Source organism: Oceanobacillus massiliensis str. N'diop, assembly GCF_000285495.1.
GTDB classification, from domain to species: Bacteria; Bacillota; Bacilli; order Bacillales; family Amphibacillaceae; genus Oceanobacillus; species Oceanobacillus massiliensis.
Map to the genome: position 1 here is coordinate 1 of NZ_HE610977.1, position 18,826 is coordinate 18,826.

11 protein-coding genes, 1 rRNA gene and 1 pseudogene are annotated in these 18,826 nt (G+C 40.9%); all 13 read right to left on the reverse strand.

What is annotated here, in order from left to right:
* Positions 1-110: ribosomal RNA gene (locus OMHG_RS05650) — 16S ribosomal RNA — on the reverse strand; the annotation flags it as partial.
* Between the two features lie 542 nt (positions 111-652).
* Positions 653-1,147, reverse strand: coding sequence for a hypothetical protein (locus OMHG_RS05655; RefSeq protein ID WP_237566153.1), 495 nt, complete (start codon positions 1,145-1,147; stop codon positions 653-655).
* A 297-nt stretch (positions 1,148-1,444) separates the two neighbouring features.
* Positions 1,445-2,365 carry a cysteine synthase A gene (gene cysK, locus OMHG_RS05660; RefSeq protein ID WP_010649070.1) on the reverse strand — a complete coding sequence of 307 codons (921 nt, stop codon included), beginning with the start codon at positions 2,363-2,365 and terminating at the stop codon, positions 1,445-1,447.
* 179 nt (positions 2,366-2,544) lie between these two features.
* Positions 2,545-3,396 carry a gamma-glutamylcyclotransferase family protein gene (locus OMHG_RS05665; protein ID WP_010649072.1) on the reverse strand — a complete coding sequence of 284 codons (852 nt, stop codon included), beginning with the start codon at positions 3,394-3,396 and terminating at the stop codon, positions 2,545-2,547.
* 216 nt (positions 3,397-3,612) lie between these two features.
* Positions 3,613-4,476 carry a 5'-3' exonuclease gene (locus OMHG_RS05670; protein WP_010649074.1) on the reverse strand — a complete coding sequence of 288 codons (864 nt, stop codon included), beginning with the start codon at positions 4,474-4,476 and terminating at the stop codon, positions 3,613-3,615.
* Positions 4,477-8,115 (reverse strand): dynamin family protein, encoded by a 3,639-nt coding sequence (locus tag OMHG_RS05675; RefSeq protein ID WP_044476841.1) that lies wholly within the window; start codon positions 8,113-8,115, stop codon positions 4,477-4,479.
* 355 nt (positions 8,116-8,470) lie between these two features.
* A complete protein-coding gene (locus tag OMHG_RS05680; protein ID WP_010649078.1) occupies positions 8,471-10,000 on the reverse strand; it encodes an acyl-CoA carboxylase subunit beta in 1,530 nt (509 codons plus the stop codon).
* Between the two features lie 18 nt (positions 10,001-10,018).
* Entirely contained in the window at positions 10,019-10,804 is a 786-nt protein-coding gene (locus tag OMHG_RS05685) for an enoyl-CoA hydratase-related protein (RefSeq protein ID WP_010649085.1), read from the reverse strand.
* Between the two features lie 63 nt (positions 10,805-10,867).
* Positions 10,868-11,080: an acetyl-CoA carboxylase biotin carboxyl carrier protein subunit gene (locus OMHG_RS05690; protein WP_010649087.1), complete on the reverse strand. Its 213-nt coding sequence runs from the start codon at positions 11,078-11,080 to the stop codon at positions 10,868-10,870.
* 13 nt (positions 11,081-11,093) lie between these two features.
* Positions 11,094-12,449, reverse strand: coding sequence for an acetyl-CoA carboxylase biotin carboxylase subunit (locus OMHG_RS05695; RefSeq protein WP_010649089.1), 1,356 nt, complete (start codon positions 12,447-12,449; stop codon positions 11,094-11,096).
* Between the two features lie 56 nt (positions 12,450-12,505).
* A complete protein-coding gene (locus OMHG_RS05700) occupies positions 12,506-13,648 on the reverse strand; it encodes an acyl-CoA dehydrogenase family protein (protein WP_010649091.1) in 1,143 nt (380 codons plus the stop codon).
* 168 nt (positions 13,649-13,816) lie between these two features.
* On the reverse strand, positions 13,817-16,267 hold the full coding sequence (gene parC, locus OMHG_RS05705; RefSeq protein ID WP_010649093.1) for a DNA topoisomerase IV subunit A: 2,451 nt from the start codon (positions 16,265-16,267) through the stop codon (positions 13,817-13,819).
* Positions 16,268-16,411: 144 nt separating this feature from the next.
* Positions 16,412-18,384, reverse strand: a pseudogene (parE, locus tag OMHG_RS05710) (DNA topoisomerase IV subunit B).
* Between the last annotated feature and the right edge of the window lie 442 nt (positions 18,385-18,826).

Genomic DNA, 18,826 nt, shown 5'->3' on the forward strand with positions numbered 1-18,826 from the left:
TTCCACAAGCGTCACCTCAGATGAGGATCAGCTTGCTTCCCGCGCTCGACTTGCATGTATTAGGCACGCCGCCAGCGTTCGTCCTGAGCCAAGATCAAACTCTCCATAAAAGTGTTTGAATAGAATCGACACCGGTCAATTCCATTTGTGTTCTTAGCTTCTTGCTTTCTCAATAAGTGAAACTTAATGAGTTATTTCAAAAAGAAACAAGTTTCTTTTTGGTTGACATACTGGTTGTTTTGTTCAGTTTTCAAAGAGCAAATTTGTTAGCCGCTTTTCAAATTGGCGACTTTATAAATATAACACATTCTAACAAGAGATGTCAATGTATAATTTCTTGATTGGAATTTACGTTTTTTTGACAACTTTTACATTCTATCAATTATTAATCTAGCTGTCAACGACAATCAACATTTAAATCCCGAAGATAAGAAATCTCCTTGGCGTCTGTTCCCTTTAAACACTTTGTTATCAATTAGATTTAGAGGTTTAATAGGGGTTTTCATACTACTATTTAACCAGTAAAAAGTCAATATCACATTTCGACTTTTTACCATTATATTTTGTTTTTATGAAATTTAAAGGTTGAAAAACAATGAATGAAACAAGAAACCCGCAATATAAAAATTGATAACTCTTGTTTTGTTAACGTTTAAAGTTGTTCAAGATACACAAAAACCATAAAAAATACCCATACTGCTAATGGAATCGCCAAACTTTTAATGGCTTGCAACAGCTGATAATTTTTATTTTGTTTTTGCAAAACTCTATCGGTAATAAAAAACAAAATAGATGCAGTTAAACTATAGAACAGTAATATAAGACCAAAAGCAATGTGCAAAATACCAGAGATAATTATTTCGGATTTTTGATTGCCTGTTTTTGCTGCTATAAATCTACTGACTTTATCACTTATTATGGAGGTCAACACTCCATAAATTAAAATAGCCGGGAAACTATACATCAAATAAACAGGTATAGCCATCGCAACGGATAATAAATAATAGGAAATGGATGGTATTGTATCCCCGAATGGATTCGGCACAATAAACCCAAACAGAACAGAAAATATTGAAACCGTAATGGATGCCGTAATAATTTTTCTATATATAATTTTGAGCACCTCCATGTTTTGTGAATTGGTCACCGAAATAAAACGCGGTCCAAACGAAAACTATTATACCTGTTTTTGCGATCGCCCGATAGATGCAAAAAGCGCTCTATTCTTTTACTATTGGCATTCTCTTAAAGATTGCTATTTAGTAAACTACGCCATGTAGCTTCGGCCACAGGAATCCTGTTGAACCTCATAATAGAAAGGAAATCTTTAATACCATTTAAAGATTTCGAGTTTCTTCAAATATCAGCATTTTCCTTAACCGTATCTACAGAAAATGCCGACAATCATTTTGCCGGCATCTGCTTCCAGTTACTTTCCCTATGCTTATTCATCAAAAAGGTTCATGCTCAGATAACGTTCTCCAGTATCCGGAGCAATACAGACAACCTTTTTGCCTTCCCCTAGTTTCCGGGCTACATCTATCGCCGCGTAGACCGCCGCTGCACCTGAAGGGCCAATAAAGATTCCTTCCTCGCGGGTTAATTTCCTTAGTAAGCCAATAGCATCTTCATCACTGATTTGTATAATCTCATCGTATACATTTGTATTTAAGATATCCGGGACAAATCCCGGGCTCGTACCAACGAGCTTATGCTGGCCAGGTTCACCGCCTGACAATACAGGAGATCCTTCTGGTTCCACGACCGCCACATGGATTCCCGGGATTTTCTCCTTCAGCGTTTCTCCAGTACCGGTTACTGTACCACCCGTTCCCGCTGTACATACAAAAGCGTCAAGCCGGCCATCCATCTGCTTGATAATTTCTAAAGCTGTAGTCGTTCGATGAATGTCAGGATTAGCGAAATTTTCAAATTGCTGCGGAATAAAGCTTCCGGGTATTTGCTTTTGAATTTCCAAAGCCTTTTTGATGGAGCCTGGCATTTTTTCCGCACTTGGAGTCAAGACAACTTTAGCTCCATACGCTTTTAAAATGTTCCTTCTTTCCAATGTACTGTTATCGGGCATTATTAAGATAGCTTTATATCCTTTTGCCGCAGCTGTCATTGCTAGACCGATACCGGTGTTTCCGCTCGTTGGTTCTATAATGGTATCTCCAGGTTTGATTAAACCTTCTTCTTCAGCCACTTTAATCATATTATATGCGGCACGGTCCTTGACACTTTTGCTCGGATTGAACATTTCCATCTTTATATATACCTCTGCCGCTCCCTCAGGAACCAGTTTATTTAATTTTACCATTGGAGTATTACCGATCAATTCGGTAACATCTTGTACTACTCTCATATAAAATGAACCTACTTTCCTAATTTTTTCGTAAAAGATTACTTCTATATATAAAACTCTTTATTTAGGCCTAATCGATTCGAATCGAGAAGGACATAACCTTGTCAATTAACAGCAGACCTCTATATATCATTATAAACATTTCATCTTTTGTTTACCAAGATTTGCTTTCTTCGCTTTTAAGACTTCATCAATCCCTTAATTCTCTGACTAAGACCCTCCACATACGTATTGCTAAGCAGTCGTTTCGCTCCAGTGAGGATTTCGTCAGCGTAGACCTCCGTCGGTTTTGATTCATCGCTTTTGTCTATACCGATAAATGTCAATACTTCTATTTGTCTACCATCAATCATGCTTACCGGAACAATCGATGGTCGATAAAGGCCAGTAAATACACCTTCCCGTTCATATAAATAGTCAACCGCCGCTACAGGGACCTCATAGATAAACCCTTCCACATTTTCTCCTGCAGCGAGAACAATGTCTGCTTTAGCTCCATCGTTAGAACTCCTGCTAAAACGGAAACCGAATCCAGTCAATTTCCCACGACCTATAATATTATTGAAATGCTGATCCACATTAGCCAGTTTAAACCTCCTGTTATCCATGCAGGATCCATAGGCAAAATAGTACATTGTCTCCCGCTTCAGGTAGCGGTAAACCTTCCAGTCCCAAGTTGGAATGTTTTCCTGTGAATCCCCGAAAGAACTCCCAGCAATATAGGTTATTGCCTCACAAAAACGCCCTCTTTCATCATGCACTGTAACCATTTTTCTTTCATATAAATTATCGGCACCGTCTTTACGATACCCTTCCAGAGAATCGATGGAAGCAAGCTGCTCATCTGTTACGGTATATAATTCTCCATAAACTTTTTGAATATCGCTTTCTTTCATTACTGGAAAGCCTCTATTTGTATCAAAAAGCTCTCCATATACCCATGCTTGATCCAATTCACAATTTGCGTCTTTTAGATATGTATCATTGCTTTCGTTTTTACGCAAGGTCCCATAGACAAATAGCTTATTCAACTAAAAACCCCCTAATTGAGAATGTTGTTCTTTATAAAACACAATCGATATAACGATTATATAACACACCCCTATACCCGGCAACCAAATAAGGATACCCTCTCACGTTTGTTGATTACCCCCATGCGTATATACATATACCCCGCACCCTATAAAGGGAATGATGACAGTAAAAATCCTCCGTAACAAGCTACAGAGGATTTTCATAGGTGTGGCTTATAACAATTTGGCGAGATTCTTAAATTCAAGTTCTTCAAATTTAGTCGATACTCTAACTTTGTCGTATTTCCAGATTGCTTGGTCCAGCGGGCAACTGACGGGTACGTCACATTTGATTTGTGCTAGTGATCTGGATAAATGCAGCATGTCCAGATTATTACTGATTTTAGTCTGCACGCCCTTGGGCAGGTTATCGATGTTTTCAAGCAGGTTATCAATCGTTTCGTATTCCTGGAGAAGTTTTAAAGCTGTTTTTTCACCGATCCCTTTTACACCGGGATAGTTATCAGAAGAATCACCCATCAAACCCTTTAGATCGATTATCTGTTTTGGACGAATCCCTTTCTTTTCATAGAAATTCTCCTGATTGAATACTTCGTAGTTACCTTGGCCTTTTCTCATTATGGCAACTTGGATACTATCGTCAACCAGCTGTAAAATATCTTGATCACCAGTCAATATCGTTACGTCATTATCCTTACTGTATAATGTAGCAAGTGTTCCTATACAATCATCCGCTTCAAAGCTTTCCATACCAATGTTCGGCATATTAAAAGCTTCTACTACCTCTTTAATTAAATCAAATTGAGGGATCAATTCGATTGGTGGGGCGTCCCTGTTTGCTTTATAGTCCGTATAAAGTTCCGACCGGAATGTTTTGCTTCCCATATCCCAACAGCATATAACATGTGTTGGCTGGAATGTCCCGACAGCATCAAGAAAGTATCTCATAAACTGATAGATACCGTTTGTAGGTATTCCTTTACTCGTCAGCATAAAATTCCCGCGGAAGGATGTAGCAAAAAAACCTCGGAATAGCAAGGCCATTCCATCGACTAACAATACATTATTTTTTTCCATTTAAGACACTTCCTCTATATCATGTTCCTTCAAAATTGAATCCAATAGTTCCTGTTTCTTCTGCAGTTCTCCGATATCAGCAGCAGAAATGAGCATTTGCAGATAGTTATTCAGTTGTAAACCGATATTCTGCTCGGCCTGAGCCTTCCTATCTGCAACCAGATCTTCCCACTGTTGCCTATAGGCACTTCCCATATATTGCCTGTTGGTTTCAACATATTGTTTCACATAAGGCTCTATTATAGCATACATCTCTTCCTTCATAAATTCCTTTTCGTTCTTCTCGAAAAATGCTTTTGTCCCTTTGAATTTAGCGATAATACGGTCAAACGCAGCGAGATCAATAGTTGTTAGCCCTTGCTCATATTCAGGTGTTTCCAATTCAGACGCACCCATGTCAGGAAGCTCGAATAGCGGATCGGCCTGAATACATCTCTCCGCCAATGATTTAAGTACTTCGTTTATTTGTAATTGGATATAGGCTTCCACTCTTAAAGAAACAGCAAGCAGCTCTTGATGAAGCTCGAATCCAATATATTCTATCAAGTTCTCCAATCCATTTCTAAGCTGCGGCAATGCTTTTCTTCCTGATTCATTAATTGTCGTTGGATTGAACATTTCCTTGAACATATCATGGTAACGAATTGATAATCTCTCCACAACATAGAATAGTTGCTTATCGATTTTTTGATTGATCTGCTCTTGGTAGGCCTTGGTAGATAAATCACGTATATCTCCATTCAGTTTTTCTTTTTTCGTATGCAATTCCCGTTTTCTCTTTTCCTTCTGATTGTTATCCATACGCAATGTATTCATATAATTGACAACAGCATGGCGGCTCCTGTTCATATCTGAAATTGCAGATTGGACAGTCAGTGCAGCTAGATCCTCATTGATGAATTGATAAAAATCATTTTCCAAATGATGCATTTGGTCATTGATTGGCTTTTTCTGCACTTTATCATCAAGAGAAGCTTTACTGGAAACAGGATATAATCTGGGCAGCCGGATACCTAATAGCTGCAGTTGTTCCTTCACATAATCCGTTACAAGTTTCAATTCTTCCTCATCAGCTGCCAGGTCGGCTGCATTTACAATGAAAAACATCTTATCAAGCTGAAAGGCTTCCTTTACCCGGCCCAGCTGCATCAGGAAGTCCTTATCCGCCCTTGATAAGGCATGATTGTAGTACGTAACATAAAGAATGGCATCTGCATGTTTGATATAATCGAAGGCTACATTTGTGTGTCTTGCATTTACCGAGTCGGCTCCTGGTGTATCAACAAGTGTGATTCCCTGTCTCGTGATTTCACAGTCATAATAAAGATTGATGGATTCCATATAGCATGCCTTGGATTCATCCGTGACAAAGCTTTCGAAATCCTCAATTGTTATCGTAATGCTTTTTCCGATATTTTGCTGCATTTCTTTATAGCCATTTATCATTGCCTGTAAATAAGATTGATACATTTTATTAAGCTGATCGCTCTTTTGCAGCTGATTTGTCTGCACCCATTCCATCAGCTTTTCGAATTCTTCTGCTGGTGGGGAAAATTTCTTGGTAATCATATACAGATCATTTATTAATGCTTGTCGATCTTTCAGTTTCACAGAGACAGATCCATGCAGATTTTGCTCCGTTACAGGGCAGATTCGGTTTACCGTTGCCGTAGTCGGGTTGGGAGAAACAGGCAATACTTTTTCCCCCATTAAAGCATTGGCAAATGAAGATTTCCCTGCACTGAAAGCACCAAATAGAGCAATCGTATAGGATCGGTTGCGAAGCCGATTTTCTTTATCCTTTAAATCGTTCACGAATGAATCAAATCCCGGCAAACCTTGTATGGCATAGATTGTTTTTTCTATACTTGAGAGCACACTGCTGATTGGCGACGATTTCCCCGAGCCCGCATTTTCATTTATGGAAGGGCTTTGTTCTTTGGGATCTGACCTTAAACGATTTTTATGGGCATTCATGTCCTGTCTGACTGGTTTCTGCCTGCTGTTTAGTTCCTCGTCTATCTGTTCCAATAAGGCGTCATCAATCTCGGAATCTGCTAACTGACTCTCCAGCAGATCGATTGCCTTCTTTTCTTCTGCTTTTATCCTGTCCAAGTCCTCTTGTAAAGCCTTGACATCATTAAGTTCATGAAGGTTCTGCAGATACTCGAGCTTTTTCGGTTTATTTTTTTCGGCAATCAAAGCATGAATGGATGTCAGTATCTTTCTTGATTCCTGCTTAAACTTACTTTTAATATCTGACGAAACATCATTCGTATAATGGAGTACATAGTCCCCATTAACCTTGGCGCCAGGTTTGATAAGACTCTCCACAAGGTCTTTCCCCAAATGGACCCTCAGTTCATTTATACGATTCTGTAGTACTGCATCCTCTATTCGATATTTCTTTAGCAATCCTGTAAACTTGTCGCGAAGTTTCCACTGAATCGTGGAATTGACGTTGTCTTCTAATGCCGAGAGGAAATCACGCAATCTCCTCTCTTGCTCTTCTAATGTTTTTCTCTTGGAAGCGAAAATTCCAACCTTGAAATCCGGTTGCTGGGATTCCAGATACAGCTCCGCCTTTTCTCTAAGACCAGCAGGCATTATATATGCATTCTGAAGTGTCCGCTGTAGTTCGTGCATATAATCTTTTTCAAATTGAGCTGGTTCGTTTTCCAGATGGTTGATCTGATCCTGTATTTCTTTCAAATCATCAAGACCGGAAAACGCTGCATGATTGCTATTCCCTGTTCGCTCATTCGCAATTGCCTCATAGGTTGTCTTTATATGGGCTCTATGCTCATCCATCACCCGCCTTACAGATTGTGCAATCTGTAAGTGCTGATGGCGATTCTCCATCATGCTGAAAAGTTTTTGCTTAATTTGCTCGATTTGATTGTGTTCAGCAGAATCGTCGATAAGGGATGTATAGTAGATATACTCTGGATTCAAACTCCATTGATCAAACGTTTGTTTAATATTTCTATCAAAATCGGTAAAGCTTAATTCCCGTTCATCATGTTTATCAATCTGATTGATCACTACATAATATGGCAGACCCTTATCCTGTATGGACTTCAGGAATTGCAGATTGACTTCAGATTGCACATGATTATAATCCATTATATAGAGAAGCACATCCGCCAAATGGAGTGAAGCTTCCGTCATAATTCTGTCAGCATCGTCCGCAGCATCAATGCCCGGGGTATCAATAATAGCGGCACCATCTGGAACAACCCTATCCAGTGTACTGATTTCAATCTTTTTGATGGCTTCTTTATCCTTCGAGTACTCCTTGATCATATCGATGTCATAAGGCTCTTTATATTCTGCAGGTAGTTCATTTGTGAAATAAACTCTTGCAACACCTTCACCAGAGCTTATTTTTACCACGTTCGCACTTGTCGGTATAGGACTCTTAGGTAAAATTTCTTTTCCTAACAGTGTATTTATCATAGATGATTTACCGGCAGAGAAATGGCCGGCAAAACTTATGATCAATTCTTGATTCTTGTGTTTTTCATATATATCAAGCATTTTAACGGCGTTTGCCCTATCGCCATTCTTCATCATTTGCAGGTAAACCGCAGCAATTTGCTCACGATTTATTGCTTGTGTCCTCTCATGTACAATCACGGTATTCAAGTCCTTTCTTCCACATCCCAATTATAAAGACTATTATACGGAATTAGAATCGTGAATGCCACCAATTTTAAAGCGTTCTCAGCCCAGTCCATACCACACAAATCAAAAAGCACCCTTTATGTTTACATAATAATAATACGGTATACTTGATAGGGATTGCATAACGAAATCTTTGATAAACAGACTAAAGAAAATTAAAGTACACGCCAATTGGCAGATTATGTCCTGCCTGTTGGCATGTACTTTAATTTCACACAAGTGCTTATAATACTAATTTGAGCGGGATTTCCATTTACAATTTATACGCGCAAATGGTTAGGTCTTCAATTCATTTTCATAAATCGCTTCAGACAGGGTATACTCCATGCTTTCTCTCCGAACATGTAATGTTTTTAGTTGTGTATACTTTAAAACGTTTGCTAAGTTCATCCCTTAGCATATTGGGATTAATAACTGCATCGATCACCATTTCGGAGGCGAGACGATAGATATCGATATTTTCTTTATATTCATCCTGTTTTTGTTTAATGAAACCAGCGCGTTCTGCTTCCGGCAGTCTAGCGATTTTATTAGCTTCTACAGCATTTACAGCAGCTTCTGGACCCATGACTGCAATTTGCGCATTTGGAAAAGCAAGACAGCAATCTGGGTCAAATGCTGGTCCTGACATGGCGTAAAGTCCTGCTCCATAAGCCTTTCGCACAATGACGGATATCTTCGGTACGGTCACATCACTCATTGCAAAAAGCATTTTAGCCCCGTGCCTGATAATCCCCTGCCGTTCAACCTTGGTACCAATCATAAATCCCGGGACATCTGTCAGGAACAATAAAGGGATATGGAATGCATCGCATAACTGCATGAACTTTGCCGCTTTATCTGCGGAATCGGTAAATAATACGCCACCCTTTACACGCGGCTGATTGGCGATGATTCCGACTGTATTTCCATCGATTCTTGCAAGTCCCGTTATGATTTCAGCTGCAAATTTCTTTTTGATTTCACATAAACTTCCCTCATCGATGAGTCTTTCTATCAAATCGTACATATCAAAGGCCGCATTCTGGTTCTCCGGAATGATATCTGCAATCGAATTTTCAAATTGCTTAGCATCTATAGATTCTCTGGTACGAGGCTTTGAGCGGAAATTGGCTGGAAAATAGCTCAAATAGTTTTGTGCATAGCGGATTGCCGCCTCTTCGGATTCAACCAGCACATCCCCTACACCTGAAACAGTGCAGTGCATATTGGCGCCGCCCATTTCCTCAAGTGTCACCTTTTCCCCTATTACCTTTTCAGCCATTCTGGGAGATCCCAGATACATGGAAGCATTCCCTTCAACCATCACTACTACGTCACAAAAAGCCGGAATATAGGCACCTCCTGCTGCAGAAGGTCCAAACAATAGGCATAACTGCGGGACACGGCCAGATAATTTTATTTGATTATGAAAGATTCTTCCTGCTCCACGTCTGCCAGGGAACATTTCTATCTGATCGGTAATTCTGGCTCCGGCAGAATCCACAAGATAAATCATCGGAAGTTCCAATTTTTCAGCTGTTTCCTGAACCCGCAATATCTTCTCAACTGTCCTTTTCCCCCATGAACCTGCTTTCACGGTAGAATCGTTTGCCATTACACAGACATCTTGGCCATTTATCTTCCCGATCCCGGTAACCACTCCATCTGATGGCAGGTCTTCGTCCATGCAATTGGCAAAAAATGCATCTTCAAGATTCAAGCCGTCATCAAGCAAAAGTTCGAGTCTGTTTCGGACGAACAGTTTTCCCTTTTCCTGGTTATTGCGATGGTATTTTTCCTTTCCTCCTTTTTCTATTTTTTCCATTCGCCTATAAAGCTCTTCCACATTTGACATATGCTTCGTCCTCCTTGGCTATTTTCCTTTATATACAGGCTTTCTCTTATCATTGAATGCCGCTATTCCCTCGGTTCTGTCCTGTGTGGATACTGTTTTCAGATAGTGTTTACGTTCAATTTCAAGTCCTGAAGAAATATTCGTTTGTAAACCTTCATCAATCGCAGCTTTTGCCATTTTCAAGGAAACAGGACCATTTGCTGCAATTGTTTTTGCCGCAAATAAGGCCTCGGTTAGCAGATCTTTTCCGTAGACAACCTGTTCAATAAGACCGATTGATAATGCCTCACTTGCTCTGATAGGCTTTGCTGTATAAATTAAACGCTTGGCATGGCCAGGACCAATCAGCCGAGGTAGCCGCTGCGTCCCACCTGCCCCTGGGATAATCGCCAGGGATGTCTCGGGCAGGCCAAGTCTGACATCATCTGCAGCTATTCGCAGATCACAAGCTAGGGCAAGCTCCAACCCACCACCAACAGCCACACCATTGATAGCTGCTATAACAGGCATTTTCATTCTCTCGATTGCGATTAAGGTATCACCTATGTAGTGGACCGCTTCCATTACTTCTTGTTCTGTTGTCATTCTGCTTCTTTCTTTCAAATCAGCACCTGCACAAAAAGCCTTTTCACCTGTGGAGGTTATGATTGTGCAATAAATGGATTCATTCTTATCAATCGATCGGAGCGCTTCATTTAATCCGTCAAGCATCTCCTTTGACAAAGCATGCGCCCTCGTCGGTCGATCCATTGTGACGATAGCTATATGCTCTTCTTTGATATCCAGCCTAACTAAATCGGACATAATAACCTCCTAACTGTTTTGGTGGCTACACTTCGCACTAAAACCTAGCGTTTAGCAAAGTGACTATTCAACAATGGCAATAATATCCCCTTCATTAATAAAATCGCCTTCAGCTACTTTCAGCTCTTTAACTGTACAATCAGATTCTGCTGTAATAGGAATTTCCATTTTCATAGATTCAAGAATGACAATATCCTGCCCTTCTCTTACGGGCTCCCCCTGTTTTGCAACTATTTTCCATACACTTCCTGCCATGCTTGCTTTTATTTCCTGCATCCTGTTTCCTCCTTTAATTTTCCTTGTTTTGCTGCAGATAAAATTGATCCACAAAAGAAGTTGTTGTATTTCCGGCTATAAACTGCTCATGCTCCACTATCTTCAAAAGCATGGGGATATTTGTCCTGATGCCTTCTATCTTATATTCGGAAAGTGCCTGTTTTAATAATCGGATTGCTGCATCTCTATCATTTCCCTTTACAATTAGCTTAGAAATCATAGGGTCATAGAAAGGTGTGACATCATAATCTGCAACTACAGCTGTTTCATTACGAATAAACTGTCCGACAGGCAATTCAAACGTAGATATATGTCCAGGCGATGGGAAAAAGGTAATCGGATCTTCTGCATAGATTCGCACCTCTATCGCATGGCCATCTACATGCACATCTTCTTGTCTGATTGCCAATTTCATACCGCCGGCAATCTTGATTTGCTCTTCCACAATATCGATGCCAGTAATCTCTTCTGTAATTGGATGTTCCACCTGTATCCTTGTATTCATTTCAAGGAAATAAAAATTCTCTTGACTATCCACTAGAAATTCCAGGGTGCCTGCATTCGTATAGCCAAGTTGTTTTATAGCATCAACTGCAGCTTCTCCCATCAACTTGCGGGTCTTTTCTGTGATGAAAATGGATGGAGCTTCTTCCACAACCTTTTGATTGCGTCTTTGGATGGAACATTCACGATCATATAGATGGACGGCCTGACCATGCTGATCGGCCATAACCTGGATCTCAATGTGACGGGCGTTTTCAATCTTTTTTTCGATAAACATCGAACCATCTCCAAAAAAAGATAATGCGCGTTTGGAATTGCTCTCAAATGCCCTGATTAACTCCTCATCTGTGTGAACCACCTCCATGCCGATTCCACCTCCCCCTGCTGTCGCCTTTAACATAATGGGATAACCGATTCCCCTTGCAGCAGACAAGGCTTCTTTTACCGTATCAACAGCGTCATCGGTTCCCGGTATGATGGGAAGTCCCGCTGCCTTCATAGCTTTCCTCGCCGCTATTTTATTTCCCATTTGGTTTAAAATAGAACTGGACGGCCCGATAAAAATAACCCCTTCAGCTGCACATTCTTCTGCAAATTTTTCATTTTCGCTTAAGAATCCATAGCCAGGATGGATAGCGTCAGCATGGGTTATTTTGGCAATTTCCAATATCCTGCTTGCATTCAGGTAGCTTTCACTGACACGCGGAGGGCCAATCAAATAGCTCTCGTCTGCTTGCTGTACATAGGGTGCCATTTGATCGGCTTCTGAGTATACAGCAACCGTTTCAATCCCCATCTTCCTACAGGTTCGTATAATCCGCGCAGCTATTTCACCGCGGTTCGCTATAAGTATTTTTCTGAACATACACGCTCTCCTTAAGTTTATTCTTATGGATCCAATGACATGTTTTGTTTCTGCATTTAACAGCCTAATTCCCTCGCGATTACTAGTCTCTGAATCTCTGATGTTCCCTCGCCAATTTCCAATAGTTTTGCATCCCTTAAATATCGCTCCACTTCGTATTCACGCATATAGCCATAACCTCCGTGAATTTGAATCGCCTGATTTGCTGACCGAAATGCCGTCTCCGTAGCAAAAAGCTTGGCATAGGCTGCTTCTTTACTGAAGGACTTTCCCTTATCCTTTAGCCAAGCGGCTTTATGGACCATATTCCGGGCAAGTTCAACTTCCATTGCCATATCTGAGAGCTTGAATTGGATGGCTTGAAAACTACCTATCGACCTTCCGAACTGTTTCCGTTCCTTTGCATAGGAGAGGGCTTTTTCGAGGGATGCTTGTGCAATGCCTACGCCCAATGCGCCGATTGAAATCCTTCCTCCATCCAATGTATGAAGAAATTGCTTATGGCCATCATGTTCCGTGCCAAGCAGATTTTCCCTTGGCACCCGAACATTATTCAGGACAATTTCTGCTGTATCGGATCCGCGTACACCCATCTTGTCATAATTGCTGGTAATCTTGACACCCGCTGAATTTGTCGGCACAACGATGGAAGAAATCCTGTTCCTGCCATTTTTATGCCTCTTTGTGACAGCGGTTACAATTATTATTTCAGCAAATCCAGCATTTGTGATAAAACACTTCTCTCCATTGATTACATAATCATTACCATCCAGTACAGCAGTCGTCTCCGTCGCACCTGAATCTGAGCCAGCGTTCGGTTCTGTTAAAGCAAAAGAGCCTAAAGCTTCCCCTTTTGCAAGCGGTTTCAAAAATCTTTGCTTTTGATCCTCGGTGCCATAGTAATACAATGGACTTGCACCAAGTGAAACTGCTGCAGCATAGCTTAAGCCAGTACTCCCGCACACACGTCCGATTTCTTCGACAGCCAGTGCATATGAAACGGTATCTCCACCAGAACCACCGTATTTTTCGGGAAATGGTATACCGAGCAAGCCAAGTTTACCCATTTGTTCAAAGATATCTTTCGGAAATTCTGCCTTTTTGTCAATCTCTATTGCTCTAGGTCTGATTACCTGTTCTGCAAATTCGCTTACCATGTTTTTAACCATCTTCTGTTCCTGCGTTAAATCAAAATTCATTATTAACCTCCCAATCATTCAGATAACAACCGGATATACGATAATCCCGCTGTTATCTGAATATTATTCAAAAAATGACAGTTATGAATCGTTACACATTGATTTTATACTGTAACTGCAAAAATGGAAAGTGTTTTAAATAAATTGGGAGTTCCATTAATAAAAAATTTACTCTGTATCTTCGAAAGGCTTTGTATAAGAAGCTTCCTTCCAGACTTTAATGACTTCTCCCTGATTGTCGCTGTCAATGATGAAAGATCCATTGCTGTACCTGTCACTTGCAGATAGCTCAAGAGGGAAGACGTGATGTGTTTCACCGTTTGCGGTAAGGAAGCAGATGGTGTCATTTTCGCTTAGTGCAAAGAAGCCCTTGATACGATGAGGCTTATTTTTTAATTCACGAAGCATGATCAGGCCTCGTTTGGCGCGGCTTCCTTTTTCAAATTCCTGCAATTTCATCCGTTTACATGCGCCTCGTTGTGTCACCACTGCTAGTGATGGTTCAGTGAGGTCATCAAACACCTGACCGTTAACTACGTGTTCATCCTCTTTCAGCATTATTGCTTTTACACCTGCCGCACGCTGTCCGACAACAGATATTTCGGATTCATGATACCATAATCCAAAGCCTTTATTCGATGCAAGAAAGACATCTGAATTCCCATTGGACTGATACACGCTTACTACTTCATCATCTTTTTTCAAGTTCAAGGCAATTAAAGCCTTTGAACGGCGCTGTGCATCATATAGCTTGAATTCACTTCGTTTAACCATTCCATTTTTGGTAAAGAAGACCAAATAATCTGTTGTGTCCTTAAAGTTTCTGACAGGAATGCATTGAATCAAATATTCATCCTTTTCCAGCTGCACAATGTTCGACACATGCTGTCCTATGTCCTTCCAGCGGATATCCGGGAGCTCATGGACCGAGGTGATAATGTATTTCCCTTTATTTGTGAACAAAAGGAGTGTGTCGGTCGTATTGACTTCCAGCAAGCCAATCGGATAATCGTTTTCTTTCAATGCCATATCCTCTCCATTGGAGGCACCGTACGATCTTAGGCTGGTGCGTTTAATGTAGCCGTCGTGTGTCACGGAAACAAGTACATCTTCACTTGCGACAGTCACTTCGATATTGATTTTCAATTCTTCTATCTGATCTTCTATCACTGTACGTCTTTGCTCCGCAAACGACTTTTTGATTTCCCGCAAGTCCTTTTTGATTGTTTGGAACAGTTTCTTTTCACTGCCTAGAATAGCTTCTAATCCTAGGATTGTCTTTCTCAAATCAGCAGCTTCCTTTTCCAGCTGTGTAATATCTGTATTCGTTAGTCTGTACAACTGGAGCATGACAATGGCTTCTGCCTGTGCCTCAGTAAAATCATATGCCGCGATAATCCTTTGTTTCGCGTCTGACTTATCCTTGGATGCACGAATCGTTGCAATCAGCTCATCCAATATCGAAATCGCCTTGATAAGACCTTCTACAATATGCGCTCGGTCCTTCGCCTTTTTCAGATCAAATGCAGATTGTCTGGTAACTACATCCTTTTGATGTGAAATATATGCATCAAGCATTTGCGGTAATGACAGCAATTTCGGTGTTTTGTCCTGGATAGCTACCATATTGAAATGATAGGTTATTTGTAAGTCCGTATTCTTATACAAATAATTCAGGACACCTTCACTGTTGGCATCCTTTTTCAGTTCAACAACCACACGAAGTCCGGTACGGTCCGATTCATCCCTCACCTCGGCAATCCCTTCCACTTTTCGATCGATTCGCAGCTCATCCATTTTTTTGACCATGGTGGCTTTATTGATCTCGTATGGGATTTCCGTGATTACAATTTGCTCACGATTACTGCGCAATGTTTCTATTTCTGCTTTTCCGCGGACAATTATTTTGCCCCGCCCAGTTTCGTATGCCTTTTGGATACCTTCTACACCCTGAATGATTCCTCCGGTTGGAAAATCTGGCCCTTTGATTACTTTCATTAGTTCCTGAACCGTAACATCGGGTTTATCCATTTTCAGGATTGCTGCCTCAATTACTTCTTCAAGATTATGTGGCGGTATATCTGTTGCATAACCTGCCGAAATACCGGTCGAACCGTTTACAAGCAGATTGGGAAATTTTGCAGGCAAGACAACTGGTTCGGATGTTGTTTCATCGAAATTGGGGATGAAGTCAACCGTTTCCTTATCTATATCACGTAAAAGCTCAGATGAAATCTTGGACAGTCTTGCCTCTGTATAACGCATTGCTGCAGGCGGATCACCATCCATACTTCCATTGTTCCCGTGCATTTCAATTAACACATTTCTTAATTTCCAGTCCTGACTTAAACGTACCATTGCGTCATAAACGGACGAATCGCCATGCGGATGATAATTACCGATAACGGTACCAACCGTTTTCGCTGACTTTCGAAAATGTTTGTCATGACTATTTTTCTCTACATGCATCGCATACAATATTCTTCTTTGTACAGGTTTCAAGCCATCTCGTGCATCGGGAAGCGCCCTGTCCTGAATAATATACTTACTATATCTGCCAAATCTGTCACCAATTGCCTCCTCTAAAGGTAGGTCCAAAAACTTTTCTGTCTGTGACAAATCAATCCCCCCTTACTTAATCATTCATTACTCCAACATGGGATTTTTTTAATCATAAATTAATTTCCGATAGCTGTTCAAATGGGCAAGAAAATCAAATGCCAGCATAATAAGCAATGTTGAACAACTATCGATGCAGGAATACTATTCCTCTGTTTGAATCTTTTCATTTTCAAGTATATTGGTGTCTTCTTCAAGACCAAATTTAACATGGCCTTCAATCCATTTTCTTCTTGGCTCCACCTTATCGCCCATTAATGTGGTAACTCTTCGCTCTGCCCGGGCAATATCGTCAATCGTTACGCGTATCAATGTCCTGGATTCCGGGTTCATTGTCGTATCCCATAACTGATCGGCATTCATTTCACCGAGACCTTTATAACGCTGGATCGTATAGCCGTTTTTGAATTGCTTGATAGCTTTCTTCATTTCTTCTTCATCCCAGGCGTAAACGATTTTTTCACTCTTTCCTTTTCCTTTGGATATCTTAAAGAGCGGTGGCAATGCAATGAAGATTTTTCCTGCTTCAACAAGTGAGCGCATATAACGATAAAAGAAGGTTAGCAGAAGTACTTGAATATGCGCTCCATCCGTATCAGCATCCGTCATAATAATGATCTTTTCGTATTGAACATCTTCCAAGTCGAAATCGCCGCCCACACCCGCACCGATTGTGTGAATAATGGTTGAGATCTCCTCGTTCTTGAAAACATCCTGCAGTTTAGCCTTCTCTGTATTGATAACTTTACCCCGCAATGGAAGCACCGCCTGGAACTTACGGTCTCTGCCCTGTTTGGCAGAACCGCCAGCCGAATCCCCCTCAACCAAATAAAGTTCATTTCTTTGCGGGTTTTTGGATTGTGCAGGTGTAAGCTTTCCACTTAATATATCTTTTCTTTTTCTTTTTTACCGGTTCTTGCATCCTCACGGGCTTTCCTGGCCGCTTCACGGGCTTCTTTTGCCTTGATTGACTTTTTGACCAGCATTCCGGAAAAATCCGGGTTCTCTTCCAGAAAGTAATTCAGATTTTCAGAAACAACGGCATCGACAACGGAGCGTGCTTCCGTTGTCCCTAACTTTCCTTTTGTCTGGCCTTCAAATTGCAGCTTATCTTCCGGAACTCGAACCGAGACGATGGCTGTTAGCCCCTCGCGGATATCCGTTCCTTCGAGATTCTTATCTTTTTCTTTCAGTAGCCCTATTCTTCTTGCATAATCATTGAAAGTTCTTGTTATAGCTGAACGAGCACCAGATTCATGAGTACCGCCATCCCTTGTGCGAACATGGTTTACAAATGAAAGCATACTTTCGGCATAGCCATCATTGAACTGAAAGGCAAATTCAACTTCTAAGCCCTGCTGTTCACCTTCAAATGAAACAACAGGATGAAGTGTATCCTTCTCTTCGTTCAAGTACGTAATAAACGATTCAAGACCTGCAGGAAACTCATAGAACTCCTTCTGGTCGTACCGCTCATCAATAATCTCCATTTTTAGTCCTTTTAATAAAAATGCAGATTCCCGCAAGCGTTCTGAAATGGTTTCAAAATTATACACCGTTGCTGAGAATATTGCTGGGTCTGGTTTAAAATGTATGAGCGTTCCTTTTTTCCTCGTTGCCCCTCTTTTTTCCAGAGTGGTAACAGGTTTCCCGCCATTCTCAAACCGCTGATAATAGGTAAAGCCATCCCGGAATATTGTCACTTCAAGCCATTCCGATAAAGCGTTAACAACAGAGGAGCCCACACCGTGCAGTCCGCCACTGGTTTTATAGCCGCCCTGTCCAAATTTCCCCCCAGCATGAAGAACGGTGAAAATCACTTCAGTTGTCGGCTTTCCTGTGCTATGCATTCCAGTTGGTATCCCCCGGCCGCTATCCTGTACAGAGATACTATTGTCTTTATGTATTTTCACTTTAATTTCATTTCCATACCCTGCAAGCGCCTCATCGACAGCATTATCGACAATCTCAAACACCAGATGATGCAGTCCGCGGGTATCTGTACTCCCTATATACATTCCAGGTCGCTTTCTTACAGCCTCAAGCCCTTCCAAGACCTGGATGGAGTCGTCCGAATATTGATATTCACTAGCCAATCGATCATCTACTCCTTTCATTCCCCAAACATAACTACCTATTATATTAGAACAATCGTTCGTATTTGTAAATTGATAGTTTCCGTTTCCTTTATGGCTTCTACATGCCTATATCAAATTATAATAACGCAGAATCTGATACTTAGTATACTATAATTGCCCTTTTTGTGCATAAAACAATGGAAAATATAGTAATATGCTGCTAATTGGCTGTAGCTGTCAGCCAGTAAATCCGGCTTTCGATGCTTACGCTTTTCGCAGAATGGAATGGCACAGGTACCGTGGGTTTGTGCCTAAGAGCTCTGGTGGGGGGGTTATCTGACGAATCCATTATTTCTTCCCGACTATTGGGTTATCTGTCTGAATTCCATTTTTCTGCATAACTATATCCTGAACTTCCCAGCTACACATTGATCCTAACATCCAGTACGTCCTCTCCACACTATTCTCACTGCTGGAACAA

Bases quoted from the DNA above. Each gene is read 5' to 3' on its own strand.
- cysK (WP_010649070.1), bottom strand. From the start codon at position 2,365: ATGAGAGTAGTACAAGATGTTACCGAATTGATCGGTAATACTCCAATG.
- OMHG_RS05670 (WP_010649074.1), bottom strand. From the start codon at position 4,476: ATGGAAAAAAATAATGTATTGTTAGTCGATGGAATGGCCTTGCTATTC.
- OMHG_RS05680 (WP_010649078.1), bottom strand. From the start codon at position 10,000: ATGTCAAATGTGGAAGAGCTTTATAGGCGAATGGAAAAAATAGAAAAA.
- OMHG_RS05685 (WP_010649085.1), bottom strand. From the start codon at position 10,804: ATGTCCGATTTAGTTAGGCTGGATATCAAAGAAGAGCATATAGCTATC.
- OMHG_RS05690 (WP_010649087.1), bottom strand. From the start codon at position 11,080: ATGCAGGAAATAAAAGCAAGCATGGCAGGAAGTGTATGGAAAATAGTT.
- OMHG_RS05695 (WP_010649089.1), bottom strand. From the start codon at position 12,449: ATGTTCAGAAAAATACTTATAGCGAACCGCGGTGAAATAGCTGCGCGG.
- OMHG_RS05700 (WP_010649091.1), bottom strand. From the start codon at position 13,648: ATGAATTTTGATTTAACGCAGGAACAGAAGATGGTTAAAAACATGGTA.